Origin of the sequence: Streptomyces sp. CB03238, from assembly GCF_002099185.1 — a bacterium.
GTDB lineage: Bacteria > Actinomycetota > Actinomycetes > Streptomycetales > Streptomycetaceae > Streptomyces.
Map to the genome: position 1 here is coordinate 1 of NZ_NBCN01000027.1, position 18,160 is coordinate 18,160.

Here is an 18,160-nt window from a genome sequence, read left to right on the forward strand (position 1 = left end):
AGGGCTTGTCCTCAGTTGCTCGCGTCCACTGTGTTAGTTCTGAAGTAACGAACTCCCGTTGCCGGTAGAAGTTCGACATCTTCATAGTGTTTCGGTGGTCATAGCGTTAGGGAAACGCCCGGTTACATTCCGAACCCGGAAGCTAAGCCTTTCAGCGCCGATGGTACTGCAGGGGGGACCCTGTGGGAGAGTAGGACACCGCCGAACAATTATTGAGCCTCAGGCCCCGGACAAAGTCCGGGGCCTGAGGCTTTTTTGCGTTTCAGCGGCGGGACGTGAGGGGGGCTCAGTTCGCCTGGCGCCACCGGCACTTGATGGTGTGCCAGTCGTCAGTCTCGGTTGGGCATCCCCGCTCGTTCGGGGTATGCTTTATCCCGTTGCCGAGGGGGAAACCTCGAAGCGGCAAGCCGGCCCCTATAGCTCAGTCGGCAGAGCGTCTCCATGGTAAGGAGAAGGTCAACGGTTCGATTCCGTTTGGGGGCTCAGATAAATGAAGAAGGCCCCCGCCCTTGTGGCGGGGGCCTTCTTTGCGTTCAGCCCGGTCAGTCTGTGTGAGGCTCTGGGACGCGCATCGCGAGGATGGCCATGTCGTCGGAGGGCGGTTCCGCGGCGAAGCGTTCGACCGCGCGCATAATGCGGGCGGTGACCGCGCCGGCCGTCAGGCCCGTACACGTGGTGAGGACCTCGGCGAGGCCGTCGTCGCCCAGCATGCGGCTGCCCTCGCGGCGCTCGGTGACGCCGTCCGTGACGCACAGGAGGACGTCGCCCGGGTCGAGGGTGACCGTCTGCTCGTACAGCTCCAGGTCCTCCATGACGCCGAGGAGCGGCTGCGGGTCGGCGGCCGGTTCCACCGTGCCGTCCTGGCGGAGGCGCAGCGGGAGCGGGTGGCCGGCGCAGACGACCTTGAGGAGGGCGCTGCCGTCCTCCTGGGGCCACAGCTCGCCGTACAGGAGCGTGAGGAAGCGGCTGCGGGCGCCCTCGTCGAGGATCGCGGCGTTCAGGCGCTCCAGGACCGCCGGGCCGCCGAAGCCCTCGCGGGCCAGGAGGCGCAGGGCGTGGCGGGCCAGGCCGGTGACGGCGGCCGCTTCCGGGCCCGTACCGCAGACGTCGCCGATGGCGAAGCCGTACGCGTTGTCGCGGATCGGGAAGAGGTCGTAGAAGTCGCCGCCCACCTCGTTGCCCTCGCCGGCCGCTCGGTAGATGACGTCGACCTCGACGCCGGGGATCTGGGGGAGGCCCGGGGGCAGGAGGCTGCGCTGGAGGGACTGGCTGATGGCCATGCGCTCCGAGTACAGACGGGCGTTGTCCAGGGCCAGGGCGGCGCGGCGGGAGAGGTCCTCGGCGAGCTCCAGGATCTCCTGGCGGAAGTGGTCGTCGGAGGGCTTGCCGAGGGTGAGCATGCCGATGACGCGGTTGCGGGCGACCAGGGGGAGGACGACGGTCTCGCCGCCGACCGCGGCGGCCGTGGCCAGCGTCGTACCGATCCCGGAGGACACGGGGGAGGAGGCGAGGCCCAGCTCGCGCATGGAGGTGCGCAGGGCGGCCTGGTGGGCGGCGTCCGCTGGGGCGGTCCAGACGCGGGCTCCGGGGGACGGGACGGGCTCCGGAGGGGCGATCTTGGAGAGGAGGGCCTTGAGGCCGTCGATGCGCTCCTCGTCCTCGTGCAGGACGTAGGAGAGGTACGGCTCCGAGGTCGGGTCGGCGATCGTGTAGACGGCGCACCAGGTGGCAAGGGTGGGGACCGTCATCTGGGCCATGAGGGCCAGGGTCTGGTCGCGGTCGAGGGTGCCGGCGAGCAGGTCGGAGGCCTCGACGAGGAAGCTGAGGGAGCCGCGGCGGAGGCGTTCGAGCTCGCCGAGGCGGGCGGATTCGACGGCGAGGGCGATGCGGTCGGCGGCGAACTGGAGGCGGAGGGCCTCTTCGTTCGAGTACCGGCCCGGTGCTTCGGCCGCGACGCCGAGGGAGCCGGTGAGGCGGCCCTCGACCTTGAGGGGGACGGTGACGACGGAGCGCATGCCGGTGCCGTTGAGGAGCGGGACGGAGCCGGGGACGGCCGAGAGGTCCTCATGCACGGCGGGCATGCGGGCGGAGGAGTAGCGGCCGGTGCCGGCGGCTTCGACGGGGACGCGGGCGAAGCGCTGGCGGGCGGACGGGAGGCCCGTGGTGGCCCGTACCTCCAGCTCGGTCTCGTCGTCGGTGGCGAGGAGGAGGAAGGCGGCGTCGCCGTCCAGCATGTCGCGGGCGCGTTCGACGGTGCGCTGGAGGAGGCCGTCCAGGTCGTCGGGGGCGGGGGAGCCGATGAAGACCTCGAACGGGTCGGTGGTGCGGCTCTCGTTGCTGGAGTCGACGGGGGTGCGCTGCGGGGACTGGAGGACGGCGCGTTCGTAGTCCCGTACGAGGAGGCAGACGGTGGACGGCTCGCCTTGGGTGTCGCGTACGCGCAGGTGGGAGGCGTAGACGGGGATGACGCGGCCGTCGGTGCCGCGGATGCCGTAGCTGCCCTCCCAGCGGGAGAGGCGGAGGGCCTCGGCGATGCCGGTGCCGATGCCGGGGGTGTGGGGCCAGGCTGCGAAGTCGCCCAGCGGCTTGCCGACGACCTGGTCGGCGGGGTATCCGAAGAGGTGCTCGGCGTCCTCGTTCCAGGCGGTGATCGTGCCGTGGCGGTCGATCTGGGCGACGGCGACGCGGACCCGGTCGTCGGCGACCGGGAGGAGGTCGGTGGGCAGGACGGGGCCGGCGGAGCGGGTCCCTACGGGGCGCTCAGGGAGGTCCAGCTGGAACCAGACCTGTTTGTGGGTGGGTGAGTACTCCACGCCCCAGCGGGACGCGAGAGCGGCGCACAGGAGCAGTCCTCGGCCGTTCTCGCGGTCGGGGCTGCCCAGGGAGCGGCCGGTGCCCTGGAGGGGGACCTCGCGCTCGGGGTAGCGGTCGGCGACCTCGATGCGTACGCCGTTCTCCGTGCGCAGGCACAGGACGTCGGCGGCGGTGCCGGCGTGGATGACGGCGTTGGTGACGAGTTCGCTGGTCAGGACCACCGCGTCGTCGACGACGTCGGTGTACCCCCAGCCCTGGAGGGTGTCCCGGACGAAGGCCCGGGCGGTCGCCACGGACCGTCCCACGGGTTCGAAGGTGGCGGCCGCCCGAGCGGTGATCACAGAACTCCTCGTACGCGTCTCTACGCCCGGCTCTGCCATGATCGGCCCTGCCCCTCCCCGGTGCCCGGTGGTCGTACAGCGTCGCGCCGCCCCTGCCGGGCGGACCGGGGCGGTTGGACAGCCGGATGCCAGGTTACTTACCTTCGCTGTCCGGGCGGATGGTGGTCACCGCTGTTTCCGTCCCCCGAGGGCGGGGACGTTATGCGAAGCTGCCGAACTGTTATGGCCTGGTTCTGTCGTGGTGAAACACTGGGAAGGCTTCCGGCGGCAGAGGGAGCGGCAATGCCCGAGCAGTACGGTCAACCCCTTCGGGAGGGACACGGTGGAGTCTGGCGTGACGGCGCGGGGCGGTAGCACGCGCGCGAAGGGCGGACGGCCCCGGAGTGGTGGGACCGTCGAGGTGGATGCCGCTGCCCTGGAGCGGCTGCTGGCGGCCCTGGTGTCGATGCGGGACGGCAATTTCCGTAAGCGCCTGACCGTGACCGGTGACGGCGTGATGGCGGAGATCGCCGCCGTTTTCAACGAGGTCGCCGACCGGAAGCTGCATCTGACCGGTGAGCTGTCCCGGGTGCGGCGGATGGTCGGGCGTGAGGGCAAGCTGTCGGAGCGGCTGGAGGTCGGGGCCAGCGAGGGCGCGTGGGCGCAGGCCATCGAGGCCGCGAACGCGCTGGTGGACGACATGACGCGGCCGGTCTCGGAGGTCGGGCGGGTGCTGTCGGCGGTTGCGGAGGGTGACCTCGAGCAGCGGATGGAGTTGCGTTCGGAGGGTACGGACGGGTCGGCGCGGCCGCTGCGGGGCGAGTTCCTGAAGGTCGCCCGTACGGTGAACAACCTGGTCGACCAGTTGTCGGCGTTCACCGACGAGGTGACGCGGGTGGCGCTGGAGGTCGGTACCGAGGGCAAGCTGGGTGGCCAGGCGCAGGTGCGCGGTATGTCGGGTTCGTGGAAGGACCTGACGGATTCGGTCAACACCATGGCGTACCGGCTGACTGCTCAGGTGCGTGACATTGCTCTCGTCACGACGGCGGTCGCCAAGGGTGATCTGTCGCGGAAGGTCACCGTCCATGTGGCCGGTGAGATGCTCCAGCTGAAGAACACCGTCAACACGATGGTGGACCAGCTGTCGGCGTTCGGTTCCGAAGTGACGCGGGTCGCGCGTGAGGTGGGTACGGAGGGCGAGCTGGGCGGCCAGGCCGAGGTGCCGGGCGTGGCCGGGGTCTGGAAGGACCTGACCGACTCCGTCAACACGATGGCGGGCAACCTGACGTCCCAGGTGCGGGGTATCGCCGAGGTGACGACGGCCGTCGCCAACGGCGACCTGTCGCAGAAGGTGACGGTGAGCGCGCGGGGTGAGGTGGCGCAGCTCGCGGACACGATCAACCAGATGACCGAGACGCTGCGTACGTTCGCCGACGAGGTGACGCGGGTGGCGAGCGAGGTCGGCGCCGAGGGGCTGCTGGGCGGTCAGGCGCAGGTGCCGGGTGCGGCGGGTACGTGGAAGGACCTGACGGATTCGGTCAACACCGTCTTCCGCAATCTGACCACGCAGGTGCGGGACATCGCGCAGGTGACGACGGCGGTCGCGAACGGTGACCTGTCGCAGAAGGTCACGGTCGATGTGGCCGGTGAGATGCTGGAGTTGAAGAACACCGTCAACACGATGGTGGACCAGCTGTCGGCGTTCGGTTCCGAAGTGACCCGTGTGGCGCGGGAGGTCGGTGTCGAGGGCCGGCTGGGTGGTCAGGCGGAGGTGCCGGGGGCGGCCGGGACGTGGAAGGACCTCACCGACTCGGTGAACACGGCGTTCCGTAACCTCACCGGTCAGGTGCGGGACATCGCGCAGGTGACGACGGCGGTCGCGAACGGTGACCTGTCGCAGAAGGTCACGGTCGATGTCGCGGGCGAGATGCTGGAGTTGAAGAACACCGTCAACACGATGGTGGCGCAGCTGTCGTCGTTCGCCGATCAGGTGACGCGGATGGCGCGGGACGTGGGCACGGAGGGCCGGCTCGGCGGGCAGGCGCGCGTACCGGGTGTGTCTGGTACGTGGAAGGAGCTCACCGACTCCGTCAACTTCATGGCCGGCAACCTCACCTCCCAGGTGCGTCAGATCGCGCAGGTGACGACGGCGGTGGCGCGGGGTGACCTGTCGCAGAAGATCGACGTGGACGCGCGCGGCGAGATCCTGGAGCTGAAGAACACCATCAACACGATGGTCGACCAGCTGTCCGCGTTCGCGGAGCAGGTGACCCGGGTGGCCCGCGAGGTGGGTACGGACGGGCGGCTCGGCGGGCAGGCGCAGGTGCCGGGCGTCGCCGGTGTGTGGCGGGACCTGACGGACTCGGTGAACGGCATGGCCGGGAACCTGACCGCTCAGGTGCGGAACATCGCGCAGGTCGCCACGGCGGTGGCGCGGGGTGACCTGTCGCAGAAGATCGACGTGGACGCGCGCGGCGAGATCCTGGAGCTGAAGAACACCCTCAACACGATGGTGGACCAGCTGTCCAACTTCGCCGAGCAGGTGACCCGGGTGGCCCGCGAGGTGGGTACCGAGGGCATCCTGGGCGGTCAGGCGGAGGTGCAGGGAGTCTCCGGCACCTGGAAGGACCTGACCCAGTCCGTCAACTCGATGGCGAACAACCTCACCTCCCAGGTGCGCAACATCGCCGAGGTGACGACGGCGGTCGCCAAGGGTGACCTGTCGAAGAAGATCACCGTCGATGCGCGGGGCGAGATCCTCGACCTGGTGACCACCGTGAACACGATGGTGGACCAGTTGTCGAACTTCGCCGACGAGGTGACGCGAGTCGCCCGTGAGGTGGGTACGGAGGGCATCCTCGGCGGCCAGGCCCGGGTGCGGGGCGTCACCGGCATCTGGAAGGACCTGAGCGACAACGTCAACGTGATGGCCAACAACCTGACCTCGCAGGTGCGGAACATCTCGCGGGTGTCGTCGGCCGTCGCCAACGGCGATCTGACCAAGAAGGTGACGGTCGAGGCGCGCGGCGAGGTCGCCGAGCTGGCCGACACGGTCAACACGATGGTGACGACGCTGTCCTCGTTCGCCGACGAGGTGACGCGAGTGGCCCGTGAGGTGGGTACGGAGGGCGAGCTGGGCGGCCAGGCCCGGGTGCCGGGCGTCTCCGGTACGTGGAAGGACCTGACCGAGTCGGTGAACTCGATGGCGTCCAACCTGACCGGTCAGGTGCGCCAGATCGCCACGGTCACCACCGCCATCGCGAAGGGCGACCTCACCAAGAAGATCGACATCGACGCGCGCGGTGAGATCCAGGAGCTGAAGAACACCATCAACACGATGGTCGACCAGCTGTCCTCCTTCGCGGAGGAGGTGACGCGAGTCGCCCGTGAGGTGGGTACGGAGGGCATCCTCGGCGGCCAGGCCCGCGTGCGGGACGTCGACGGCACCTGGCGGGACCTGACCGAGTCGGTGAACGAGATGGCCGGGAACCTGACCCGCCAGGTGCGCGCCATCGCGGCCGTCGCCACGGCGGTGACCCGCGGCGACCTGAACCTGAAGATCGACGTGGACGCGGCGGGCGAGATCCAGGTCCTCCAGGACAACATCAACACGATGATCGCCAACCTGCGCGACACCACCCTCGCCAACGAGGAGCAGGACTGGCTCAAGGGCAACCTGGCCCGTATCTCCGGCTTGATGCAGGGCCGCCGGGACCTCGACGACGTGGCCTCGCTGATCATGAGCGAGCTCACGCCGGTCGTCTCGGCGCAGCACGGCGCGTTCTTCCTGGCATTGCCGACGGGTGCCGGCGGCGAGATCGGGGCGGACGAGGACGGCTCGTACGAGCTGGTCATGCGCGGCAGCTACGGCTACTCGTCGGGAGCGATGCCCACGTCCTTCCGGCCGGGCGAGACGCTGATCGGTACGGCGGCCGAAGAGAAGCGGACCATCCAGGTCAATGTGCCGCCGGGCTACCTGAAGATCTCCTCCGGGCTCGGTGAGGCGGCCCCGGCGCATGTGGTCGTGCTGCCGGTGCTCTTCGAGGGGAAGGTCCTGGGTGTGATCGAGCTGGCGTCGTTCCAGCCCTTCACCCAGATCCAGCGCGACTTCCTCAACCAGATCGCCGAGATGATCGCGACGAGCGTCAACACCATCAGCGTCAATACGAAGACCGAGGTGCTGCTGAAGCAGTCGCAGGAGCTGACCGAGCAGCTGCGCGAGCGGTCGGCGGAGCTGGAGAACCGCCAGAAGGCCCTTCAGGACTCCAACGCGGAACTGGAGGAGAAGGCCGAGCTGCTGGCGCAGCAGAACCGCGACATCGAGGTGAAGAACACCGAGATCGAGGAGGCCCGGCAGGTGCTGGAGGAGCGGGCCGAGCAGCTCGCCGTATCCATGCGCTACAAGTCGGAGTTCCTGGCGAACATGTCGCACGAGCTGCGTACGCCGCTGAACTCGCTGCTCATCCTGGCGAAGCTGCTCGCCGACAACGCCGACGGGAACCTGTCGCCCAAGCAGGTCGAGTTCGCCGAGACGATCCATGGGGCGGGTTCGGACCTGCTCCAGCTGATCAACGACATCCTGGACCTGTCGAAGGTCGAGGCGGGCAAGATGGATGTCAGCCCGACCCGGATCGCGCTGGTGCAGCTGGTCGACTACGTGGAGGCGACCTTCCGGCCGCTGACCGCCGAGAAGGGGCTCGACTTCTCCGTACGGGTCTCCCCGGAGCTGCCCGCCACGCTGCACACCGACGAGCAGCGGCTGCTCCAGGTGCTGCGGAACCTGTTGTCGAACGCGGTGAAGTTCACCGACAGCGGGGCGGTCGAGCTGGTGATCCGGCCGGCCAAGGCGGACGTGCCGCAGTCGATCCGGGAGCAGCTGCTGGAGGCCGGTTCGCTGCGTGACCCGGAGGGTGACCTGATCGCCTTCTCGGTGACGGACACCGGGATCGGGATCGCGGCCAGCAAGATGCGGGTGATCTTCGAGGCGTTCAAGCAGGCGGACGGCACGACCAGCCGCAAGTACGGCGGTACGGGGCTGGGGCTGTCGATCAGCCGGGAGATCGCCCGGCTGCTGGGCGGCGAGATCCACGCGGCGAGCGAACCGGGCCGTGGCTCGACGTTCACGCTGTACCTGCCGCTGCACCCGAGCGAGCTGCCCCCGCAGGGCTACGGGCACGGCCCCGGCCTGGACCTCCACCCGTCTGGTGCCGAGGACGGCGTACTGGACGTGCACGAGGGGCACGGGGGCTACGGGCAGGCGGCTTCGGGTGCCGGTGCGGAACACTCCGAGCGGTCCGAGCGGCGCTCCAGTTCCGGCGCGCTGTTCCGGCACCGGCGCCGGGCGGCGCTGGGCGGGGCGGAGCAGCGGACCGCGCTGCCGGGCCAGCCCGGGGCGGCTTCCGGATCTTCTGGGCCGTCGGGTGCCGGGGTTTCGGGGGCCTCCGCGGCCTCGGACGCGTGGGGGGCGGCCGGGCAGGAGGCGAACGAGCCGAGGCGCAGCTTCGAGTTCCACGGCGAGAAGGTGCTGATCGTCGACGACGACATCCGCAATGTCTTCGCGCTCACCAGCGTGCTGGAGCAGCACGGGCTGTCGGTGCTGTACGCGGAGAACGGCCGTGAGGGCATCGAAGTCCTGGAGCAGCACGACGATGTGACGGTCGTACTGATGGACATCATGATGCCCGAGATGGACGGCTATGCGACGACAACGGCGATCCGCCGGATGCCGCAGTTCGCCGGCCTGCCGATCATCGCGCTCACCGCGAAGGCGATGAAGGGCGACCGGGAGAAGGCGATCGAGTCGGGCGCCTCCGATTACGTTACGAAGCCGGTGGATCCGGATCATCTGCTCTCGGTCATGGAGCAGTGGATGCGCGGAGAGTGAGCAGAGGAGGGCCGAATCCTGGCGAGTTGCTGACTGGCTGTGGTCGAAAGCGTGTGAGAGGGCGGTATTCGGGGAACCTTCTGGTCTCCCACCGCGTTTCTGCTACGTGCACAGTGACATCGCGGTGACAGGGTGTGGTGACAGGCGGGGTGCGGCTACCATGACCGGCACAAGGACGGACGGCGCAAGGGAGTCGTCCCCTGGGGCGGCGCCCGGCCAACTGCCGGGGCGAGGAGGACGGGCCATGGTGCAGAAGGCCAAGATCCTCCTGGTCGATGACCGACCGGAGAATCTGCTGGCGCTGGAGGCCATCCTCTCTGCGCTCGATCAGACGCTGGTGCGGGCATCGTCAGGGGAGGAAGCACTCAAGGCGCTGCTGACGGACGACTTCGCGGTCATTCTGCTGGACGTCCAGATGCCGGGTATGGACGGTTTCGAGACCGCCGCGCACATCAAGCGTCGGGAACGGACACGGGACATCCCGATCATCTTCCTGACGGCGATCAACCACGGCCCGCACCACACCTTCCGGGGGTACGCGGCGGGGGCCGTCGACTACATCTCCAAGCCCTTCGACCCCTGGGTGCTGCGCGCCAAGGTCTCGGTCTTCGTCGAGCTGTACATGAAGAACTGTCAGCTGCGCGAGCAGGCCGCGCTCCTGCGGCTCCAGCTCGAAGGCGGCGGCGGCCAGGACGGAGCCGCCAAGGAGTCCGCAGGGCTGCTGGCGGAACTGTCCGCGCGGCTCGCGGCAGTTGAGGAGCAGGCCGAGGCGCTGTCCAAGCAGCTCGACGACGACTCGGCGGACGCCGCGGCCGTCGCCACCGCCGCGCACCTGGAGCGCAAGCTCACCGGGCTGCGCAGGGCGCTGGACGCGCTGGAACCGGGCACCGGGGGCGGCGGATCGCCCACGCTGCCGGCGCAGAACTGACCTCCGGCCGCCGGCTCATGGGGCGTGGCGCCCGTCGTTGAACGGGCGTCAGCTCCTCGTAACGTCCAGGACGACACGAACGGGTGAAGCGGTGGGCACACGTGTCCACCGCGCCCCACACCGGTAACCTCACCACCATGGCCTCACGTACGTCCGGCAAGGGTTCCCAGGGCACGGCGGGCACCGCGAAGCCGCGCGCCGGCCGTACGACCGGCGCTGCGAAGAAGGCGGCCCCGGCGGTCCCGGGGAAGCCTCCCGCGAAGAAGACCGCGCCCGCCAAGCGCGCGAACGCCGCCAAAAGGGCGCCCGCCAAGAAGGCGCCCACGAAGAAGGCCGCGCCCAAACCGGCACCGTCGCCCACCGGGGGCGTGTACCGGGTCGTGCGCGCCCTCTGGCTGGGCCTCGCGCACGCGGTCGGCGCCATGTTCCGGGGCATAGGGCGCGGCGCCAAGGGGCTCGACCCGGCGCACCGCAAGGACGGCCTGGCCCTGCTGCTCCTCGGCATCGCCCTGATCGTGGCCGCCGGCACCTGGGCCAACCTCAAGGGCCCGGTCGGCGACCTGGTCGAGATGCTCGTCACGGGCGCCTTCGGCCGGCTCGACCTGATCGTCCCGCTGCTCATCGGCGCGATCGCCATCCGGCTGATCCTCCACCCCGAGAAGCCCGAGGCCAACGGGCGGATCGTCATCGGGCTGTCGGCGCTCGTCATCGGGGTACTCGGCCAGGTCCACATCGCCTGCGGCTCCCCCGGGCGGGATCAGGGCAGCGAGGCGGTGCGGGACGCCGGCGGACTGATCGGCTGGGGCGCCTCCAAGCCGCTGATCTTCATGATGGGCGAGGTCCTCGCCGTCCCCATGCTGGTGCTGCTCACCGTCTTCGGGCTGCTCGTCGTCACGGCGACGCCCGTCAACGCCATCCCGCAGCGCCTGAGGGCGCTCGGCGCGCGGCTGGGCCTCGTCGAGCCCGGCGTACGGGAGGCGGGCGAGGACGACGAGCGGTACGACGACCAGTGGCGCGAGGCGCTGCCCGCCCGGTCGCGGCGGCGGGGTGCCGGGCCCGGGGCGTACGAGTCGTACGACCCGGACCAGGCCGAGACCGAGGCGCTCACGCGGCGCAGGCGGCCCCGGAAGGCGGCGCCCGCATCCCCCGAGCCCGCCGACTTCGACCGGCCCATGGACGCCGTGGACGTCGCCGCGGCCGCCGCTGCCGCGCTGGACGGGGCCGTGCTGAACGGCATGCCGCCCTCGCCGCTGGTCGCCGACCTGACGCGGGATGTCACGGGCGACCGTGAGCGGGACGCGCGCCGCGCCCGGGCCGGTGACCCCGCCTCCGTACCGCCCGCGCGGGATCCTGCCCGCGAGGCGGAGCCGCCGGGCGGCGTCGTACCGGACCTCACCAAGCCCGCGCCCGTCCGTGACGAGCCGGAGGGGCTGCCGGCGCGCGCCGAGCAGCTCCAGCTCTCGGGGGACATCACGTATGCCCTGCCGTCGCTGAACCTGCTGGAGCGCGGCGGCCCCGGCAAGACGCGCAGCGCCGCCAACGACGCGATCGTGGCGTCGCTGACGACCGTCTTCTCGGAGTTCAAGGTCGACGCGGCCGTCACCGGCTTCACCCGCGGCCCGACGGTCACCCGGTACGAGGTGGAGCTCGGCCCGGCCGTGAAGGTCGAGCGGATCACGGCGCTGACGAAGAACATCGCGTACGCCGTCGCCAGCCCCGACGTACGGATCATCTCGCCGATCCCCGGCAAGTCCGCCGTCGGCATCGAGATCCCCAACACCGACCGCGAGATGGTCAACCTCGGCGACGTGCTGCGCCTCGCGGACGCCGCCGAGGACGACCACCCGATGCTGGTCGCGCTGGGCAAGGACGTCGAGGGCGGCTATGTGATGGCGAACCTGGCGAAGATGCCGCACATCCTGGTCGCCGGTGCCACCGGCTCCGGCAAGTCGTCGTGCATCAACTGCCTGATCACGTCGGTGATGATAAGGGCGACCCCCGAGGACGTACGGATGGTGCTGGTCGACCCCAAGCGGGTCGAGCTGACCGCGTACGAGGGCATCCCGCACCTGATCACGCCGATCATCACCAACCCCAAGCGGGCCGCCGAGGCCCTCCAGTGGGTCGTGCGGGAGATGGACCTGCGCTACGACGACCTGGCGGCGTACGGATACCGGCACATCGACGACTTCAACGCCGCCGTACGGGCCGGGAAGGTCAAGCCGCCGGAGGGCAGCGAGCGCGAGCTCCAGCCCTACCCGTACCTGCTGGTCATCGTCGACGAGCTGGCCGACCTGATGATGGTCGCGCCCAGGGACGTCGAGGACGCGATCGTCCGCATCACGCAGCTGGCGCGGGCCGCCGGCATCCACCTGGTGCTCGCCACCCAGCGGCCGTCGGTCGATGTCGTCACCGGCCTGATCAAGGCGAACGTGCCGTCCCGCCTCGCCTTCGCCACCTCGTCGCTCGCCGACAGCCGGGTCATCCTGGACCAGCCGGGCGCCGAGAAGCTCATCGGCAAGGGCGACGGCCTGTTCCTGCCCATGGGAGCCAACAAGCCGATCCGTATGCAGGGCGCCTTCGTCACCGAGGAAGAGGTCCAGGCGGTCGTACGGCACTGCAAGGAGCAGATGGCGCCGGTCTTCCGGGACGACGTCACGGTCGGCGGCAAGCAGAAGAAGGAGATCGACGAGGACATCGGCGACGACCTGGACCTGCTGTGCCAGGCCGCCGAGCTGGTCGTCTCCACGCAGTTCGGCTCGACCTCGATGCTCCAGCGCAAGCTGCGCGTGGGCTTCGCCAAGGCGGGCCGGCTGATGGACCTGATGGAGTCGCGCAACATCGTCGGCCCGAGCGAGGGATCCAAGGCGCGGGACGTCCTTGTCAAACCGGATGAGCTGGATGGAGTACTCGCTGTCATCCGTGGGGAGTCCGACTCGTAGGACTCTCACTCGTTAGGGAAACGTGAGCAACCGTTTCCCCCTTCCGTACGTCAAGTTGGAGGGAAGGGCGGAAAATAGCTGTCCGCCCCTCGGACGCGCGGCCATTCCGATGGCGTACAAAGTGCGTCCGCCCGGTTGCTCCACCCTTTCGTACCACCCATAGACTGAACCTCCAGCAGGTGGTTACACGCTCGAAAGGCGCCCTCGTGTCCATCGGCAACTCCCCCGAAGACGACCGGCCTTCGACTCCCGACGACGCTCTCCCGGACCGCGAGGCCTCAGAGGCGCTGGTCCCGGATGTCCCGGGCGACGCTCCTGAGGACGACCGGCCCTCGATCGGCCGTGCGCTGCGGCAGGCACGGATCGACGCCGGCCTGACGGTCGAGGAGGTCAGCACCTCCACGCGCGTCCGCATCCCGATCGTGCACGCGATCGAGGAGGACGACTTCTCGCGATGCGGCGGCGACGTGTACGCCCGTGGCCATATCCGTACGCTCGCGCGTGCGGTCGGGCTCGATTCCGCGGCCCTGGTCGAGCAGTACGACGCCGAGCACGGCGGCCGCCCGTCGCCGACGCCCGCCGCGCCGCTGTTCGAGGCCGAACGCATCCGCCCGGAGCGGCGGCGGCCCAACTGGACCGCCGCCATGGTCGCCGCGATCGTCGCGGTGATCGGCTTCGTCGGCTTCACCCTGTTCAACGGCGAGGGGGGCGGATCCCGGAGCAACAACGTGGCCGAGGGCCCGGCTCCGGCGCAGAAGGCCACCACGAAGCCGAAGCCGCCCAAGGCCGTGGCCCCGCCGCCCGCGCCGTCGGAGAGCGCCATCGCGGCCGTCCCCAAGGACAAGGTGACGGTCAAGCTCACCGCGAAGGACGACAAGAGCTGGATCTCGGCGAAGGCGCGCGACGGCAAGCTGCTGTTCGACGGGCTGCTGCTGAAGGGCGACTCCAAGACCTTCCAGGACGACGAGCGGCTGGACCTCATCCTGGGCAACGCCGGGGCGATCGAGCTCTTCGTGAACGGCAAGAAGGTCGAGGACGAGTTCGAGGACGGTCAGGTCGAGCGCCTGTCGTACGAGAAGGGCGACCCGCAGGTCGGGTGACGGTCCGGCCCGCCCGGGGGCGGGCGCGGCGTGCGCCGCTCTAGTGGGGGGCGTGGGGCCGGTGGCGTCGGGCCGGGTGGCCGGGGCCGGTGGCGTCGGGCCGGGTGGCCGGGGCCGGTGGCGTCGGGCCGGGTGGCGTGGGGTCGCGGACCACCGGGTCGGGTGGTTTTCGGGGGCGGGCAGCGGGGGGTGCCCGCCGATGGTGCGGGGGTGTGACCCCTGAGCGGCGGGGGTGTCGCCGGGACAAAGTAGTCTTGAGTCCATGCCCGAACGCCGTACCGTCGCCCTTGTCACTCTTGGCTGCGCCCGTAACGAGGTGGACTCGGAGGAGCTCGCAGGCCGCTTGGCAGCGGACGGCTGGGAGCTCGTCGAGGAAGCCGCCGACGCGGATGTCGCGGTCGTCAACACCTGTGGCTTCGTCGAGGCCGCCAAGAAGGACTCCGTCGACGCCCTGCTCGAAGCCAACGATCTCAAGGACCACGGCCGCACCCAGGCCGTCGTCGCCGTGGGCTGCATGGCCGAGCGGTACGGCAAGGAGCTCGCCGAGGCGCTGCCCGAGGCGGACGGGGTACTGGGCTTCGACGACTACACCGACATCTCCGACCGGCTCCGGACCATCCTGAGCGGCGGCAGCGTGGAGGCCCACACCCCGCGCGACCGGCGCAAGCTGCTGCCGCTGAGCCCCGTGCAGCGGCAGGAGGCGGCCGCCCAGGTCGCCCTGCCGGGCCACTCCCAGGAGCCCGCGCCTGCCCCGGAGGACCTCCCCGAGGGCGTCGCCCCGGCGTCCGGGCCGCGCGCCCCGCTGCGCCGCCGGCTCGACACCAGCCCGGTCGCCTCGGTGAAGCTCGCCTCCGGCTGTGACCGCCGCTGCTCGTTCTGCGCCATCCCGTCCTTCCGCGGCTCCTTCGTCTCGCGGCGGCCGTCGGACGTCCTGGGGGAGACCCGCTGGCTGGCGGAGCAGGGCGTGAAGGAGATCATGCTGGTCTCCGAGAACAACACCTCGTACGGCAAGGACCTCGGCGACATCCGCCTCCTGGAGACCCTGCTGCCGGAGCTGGCGGCGGTCGACGGGATCGAGCGCGTACGCGTCAGCTACCTGCAGCCCGCCGAGATGCGGCCCGGGCTCATCGACGTCCTGACGTCGACCGAGAAGGTCGCGCCGTACTTCGACCTGTCTTTCCAGCACTCGGCTCCCGACGTGCTGCGCTCGATGCGGCGCTTCGGGGACACCGACCGGTTCCTGGAACTGCTGGACACCATCCGTGGCAAGGCCCCGCAGGCCGGTGTGCGGTCCAACTTCATCGTCGGCTTCCCCGGCGAGAGCGAGGAGGACTTCGCGGAGCTGGAACGCTTCATCACGCACGCCCGGCTCGATGCGATCGGCGTCTTCGGGTACTCGGACGAGGACGGCACGGAAGCCGCCACGTACGAGAACAAGCTCGACCAGGAGGTCGTCGACGAGCGGCTCGCCCACCTGTCGCGGCTCGCGGAGGAGCTGACCGCCCAGCGCGCGGAGGAGCGGCTCGGCGAGACCCTGGAGGTACTGGTCGAGTCGGTGGACGGGACGCCGGACGGGGACGGCGCCGTCGGGCGCGCCGCGCACCAGGCGCCCGAGACCGACGGCCAGGTGGTCTTCACGGCGGCCGGGGGCCTGGTGCCCGGCCGGATGGTCACGGCCAAGGTCGTCGGCACGGAGGGCGTCGACCTGGTCGCCCAGTGCCTTGAGGAGGCAGGCAGATGACCGGAGCCCCGGCATCCGCTGCGGGCGGTACGGGTAGGCCGGCGCCCGGCGGCAAGCTGGGCGCTGCGGCCGTCAATCAGGCCAGCCTGTGGAACATCGCCAACATCCTCACCATGGTGCGGCTGGTGCTCGTGCCGGCCTTCGTGGTGCTCATGCTCCAGGACGGCGGGTACGACCCGGCCTGGCGCGCCTGGGCGTGGGCGGCGTTCGCCGTCGCCATGATCACCGACATCTTCGACGGGCACCTGGCACGCGCGTACAACCTGGTCACGGACTTCGGGAAGATCGCCGACCCGATCGCCGACAAGGCGATCATGGCGGCCGGGCTGATCTGCCTGTCGGCGCTCGGGGACCTGCCCTGGTGGGTGACCGGAGTGATCCTCTTCCGTGAGCTGGGCATCACGCTGATGCGGTTCTGGGTGATCCGGCATGGAGTCATTCCGGCCAGTCGCGGCGGCAAGATGAAGACCCTGGCGCAGGGCACCGCGGTGGGGATGTATGTTCTGGCGCTGACCGGGCCTCTGGCGACACTCCGCTTCTGGGTGATGGCGGTGGCCGTCGTGCTGACGGTCGTGACCGGGCTCGACTACGTGCGGCAGGCGGTGGTCCTGCGACGCCAGGGGCTTGCCGCGGAGCGCGCTCAGCGCTCGCCGGAACGCGCGGAGCGCTCGCCGGAGCGTTCGGAGGGGGAGTCGGGGCGATGAGGACGGCAGCGCGCGCTCTGGCACTCCTTGCGGAGAGTAATCAGACGGTCGCTGTCGCGGAGTCGCTCACGGGGGGCCTCGTGGCCGCGGAACTGACGTCCGTGCCCGGTGCCTCGAAGTCCTTCCGGGGGTCGGTCACGGCGTACGCGACCGCGCTGAAGCAGGACCTGCTCGGCGTCGACGCGGCGCTGCTGGCGCAGCGAGGGGCCGTCGATCCGGAGGTCGCGCTGCAGATGGCGGCAGGTGTACGGGCCCGGCTGGGGGCCGGATGGGGGATCGCGACGACCGGTGTCGCGGGGCCCGAACCACAGGACGGACAGCCCGTGGGCACGGTGTACGTCGCGGTCTGTGGGCCGGTCGGCGGGCCCCTCGGTGCGGGGAAAGTCGTCGCACTGCGATTGAACGGCGACCGCGCGGAAATCCGTAGAGAGAGTGTACGGAGCGTGCTGGAACTGCTCGCGGACGAACTCTCGGAGAACGTGCGGGCACAGGATACGGAACGGAACGGGGGGAACTGATGTTTGCAGCCCTGAGTGAACACGTCATCGCTCCCCGCACGGCCGCAGCGCGAGGCGGTACGGTGGGGCGTGAAGGATGCGGCTACACGGTCCGAGGAGGGAGCCACCGATGATTCTGCTCCGTCGCCTGTTGGGTGACGTGCTGCGTCGGCAGCGCCAGCGCCAGGGCCGTACTCTGCGCGAAGTCTCCTCGTCCGCCCGAGTATCGCTCGGCTATCTCTCCGAGGTGGAGCGGGGGCAGAAGGAGGCTTCCTCCGAGCTGCTCTCCGCGATCTGCGACGCGCTTGACGTACGGATGTCCGAGCTCATGCGAGAGGTGAGCGACGAGCTCTCGCTGGCTGAGCTGGCCGAATCGGCAGCGGCGAGTGAGCCGGTGCCGGCACCAGTACGCCCGATGCTCAATTCTGTGTCCGTGACGTCGGTGGCGGGTGTGCCGACGGAGCGGGTGACGATCAAGGCACCTGCGGAGGCGGTGGACGTCGTCGCCGCCTGAGCGCTCTCGCGTTGTGGGAGCTACGTTTTGAGCTGAGCCCCGGTCGGGTACCCGAATGGTCGACCGGGGCTTTCGTTTACCCCGAATGCCCGTTTTAGGTCCTATGTGCAATGGTGGACGGGCGTGCGCTCCCGCCGCACGCCGGGAACGGAGGATTTTCGGATGTCTGTCGTGAAGAGCCCGCTGTCCGACGCCGACCTGAAGGTGGTGGGCGAGGCCCTGCAGGGTGCCCTGGTGGACGCGGTCGACCTGTCCCTGGTGGCCAAGCAGGTCCACTGGAACGTGGTCGGGCCCCGCTTCCGCTCCATTCACCTCCAGCTCGACGAGGTCGTGACCACCGCCCGCCAGCACTCCGACGTCATGGCGGAGCGAGCCTCGGCGCTGGGCGTCACCCCGGACGGGCGAGCCGGCACGGTCGCGTCCAGCACGGCGATCAAGAACGTGCCGACGGGCTGGATCAAGGACGACGAAGCGGTCAGGATCATGGTCGACGCGCTGGTGACCGTGGTCGGGCGGATGCGGGAGCGGATCGAGGCGACCGACAAGCCCGACCCGGTGACGCAGGATCTGCTCATCGGGCTCACCGCGGACCTCGAGAAGCATGCCTGGATGTTCCAGGCGGAGAGCCGTCAGGCGGACAACCCCTAAGCGGCCAGGGCTGGATGGGGGCGTACCGGTGCGCCCGGCGTGCGCTGGAGGCACGCATCGGTACGCCC

General features: G+C 70.1%; 10 protein-coding genes, 1 tRNA gene and 1 rRNA gene. 11 read left to right on the forward strand and 1 reads right to left on the reverse strand.

All coding sequences use genetic code 11. The features are described from left to right. The first annotated feature begins 90 nt into the window (after positions 1-90). Positions 91-207: ribosomal RNA gene (gene rrf, locus BKD26_RS33245) — 5S ribosomal RNA — on the forward strand. A 203-nt stretch (positions 208-410) separates the two neighbouring features. Then, a tRNA-Thr gene (locus tag BKD26_RS33250) sits at positions 411-483 on the forward strand. A gap of 59 nt (positions 484-542) precedes the next feature. Here BKD26_RS33250 and BKD26_RS33255 read toward each other — a convergent pair. Beyond that, the gene (locus BKD26_RS33255; protein WP_084905991.1) at positions 543-3,194 is read right to left on the reverse strand and encodes a SpoIIE family protein phosphatase; all 2,652 of its coding nucleotides are present in this window, start codon (positions 3,192-3,194) and stop codon (positions 543-545) included. Positions 3,195-3,477: 283 nt separating this feature from the next. Here BKD26_RS33255 and BKD26_RS33265 point away from each other — a divergent pair, with 283 nt between their 5' ends. The 9 genes from BKD26_RS33265 to BKD26_RS33305 all read left to right on the forward strand — a co-directional run bounded on the left by BKD26_RS33265 (position 3,478) and on the right by BKD26_RS33305 (position 18,092). Then, positions 3,478-9,018 (forward strand): HAMP domain-containing protein, encoded by a 5,541-nt coding sequence (locus BKD26_RS33265; RefSeq protein ID WP_241518971.1) that lies wholly within the window; start codon positions 3,478-3,480, stop codon positions 9,016-9,018. Between the two features lie 244 nt (positions 9,019-9,262). Next, the gene (locus BKD26_RS33270; RefSeq protein WP_073755476.1) at positions 9,263-9,946 is read left to right on the forward strand and encodes a response regulator; all 684 of its coding nucleotides are present in this window, start codon (positions 9,263-9,265) and stop codon (positions 9,944-9,946) included. Positions 9,947-10,083: 137 nt separating this feature from the next. Continuing rightward, the gene (locus tag BKD26_RS33275) at positions 10,084-12,888 is read left to right on the forward strand and encodes a DNA translocase FtsK (protein ID WP_241518972.1); all 2,805 of its coding nucleotides are present in this window, start codon (positions 10,084-10,086) and stop codon (positions 12,886-12,888) included. A 287-nt stretch (positions 12,889-13,175) separates the two neighbouring features. Next, positions 13,176-13,988 carry a helix-turn-helix domain-containing protein gene (locus BKD26_RS33280; protein WP_084906116.1) on the forward strand — a complete coding sequence of 271 codons (813 nt, stop codon included), beginning with the start codon at positions 13,176-13,178 and terminating at the stop codon, positions 13,986-13,988. 262 nt (positions 13,989-14,250) lie between these two features. Then, positions 14,251-15,729, forward strand: coding sequence for a 30S ribosomal protein S12 methylthiotransferase RimO (rimO, locus tag BKD26_RS33285; RefSeq protein ID WP_084905997.1), 1,479 nt, complete (start codon positions 14,251-14,253; stop codon positions 15,727-15,729). Then, a complete protein-coding gene (gene pgsA, locus BKD26_RS33290) occupies positions 15,726-16,433 on the forward strand; it encodes a CDP-diacylglycerol--glycerol-3-phosphate 3-phosphatidyltransferase (RefSeq protein WP_084905999.1) in 708 nt (235 codons plus the stop codon). The genes rimO and pgsA overlap by 4 nt, the downstream gene beginning before the upstream one ends. Next, positions 16,430-16,951, forward strand: coding sequence for a CinA family protein (locus BKD26_RS33295; RefSeq protein ID WP_084906001.1), 522 nt, complete (start codon positions 16,430-16,432; stop codon positions 16,949-16,951). Before pgsA ends, BKD26_RS33295 begins: the two co-directional genes overlap by 4 nt. A 109-nt stretch (positions 16,952-17,060) precedes the next feature. After that, a complete protein-coding gene (locus BKD26_RS33300) occupies positions 17,061-17,444 on the forward strand; it encodes a helix-turn-helix transcriptional regulator (RefSeq protein ID WP_019889909.1) in 384 nt (127 codons plus the stop codon). Between the two features lie 162 nt (positions 17,445-17,606). After that, entirely contained in the window at positions 17,607-18,092 is a 486-nt protein-coding gene (locus BKD26_RS33305) for a DNA starvation/stationary phase protection protein (protein ID WP_084906003.1), read from the forward strand. Positions 18,093-18,160 lie beyond the last annotated feature (68 nt).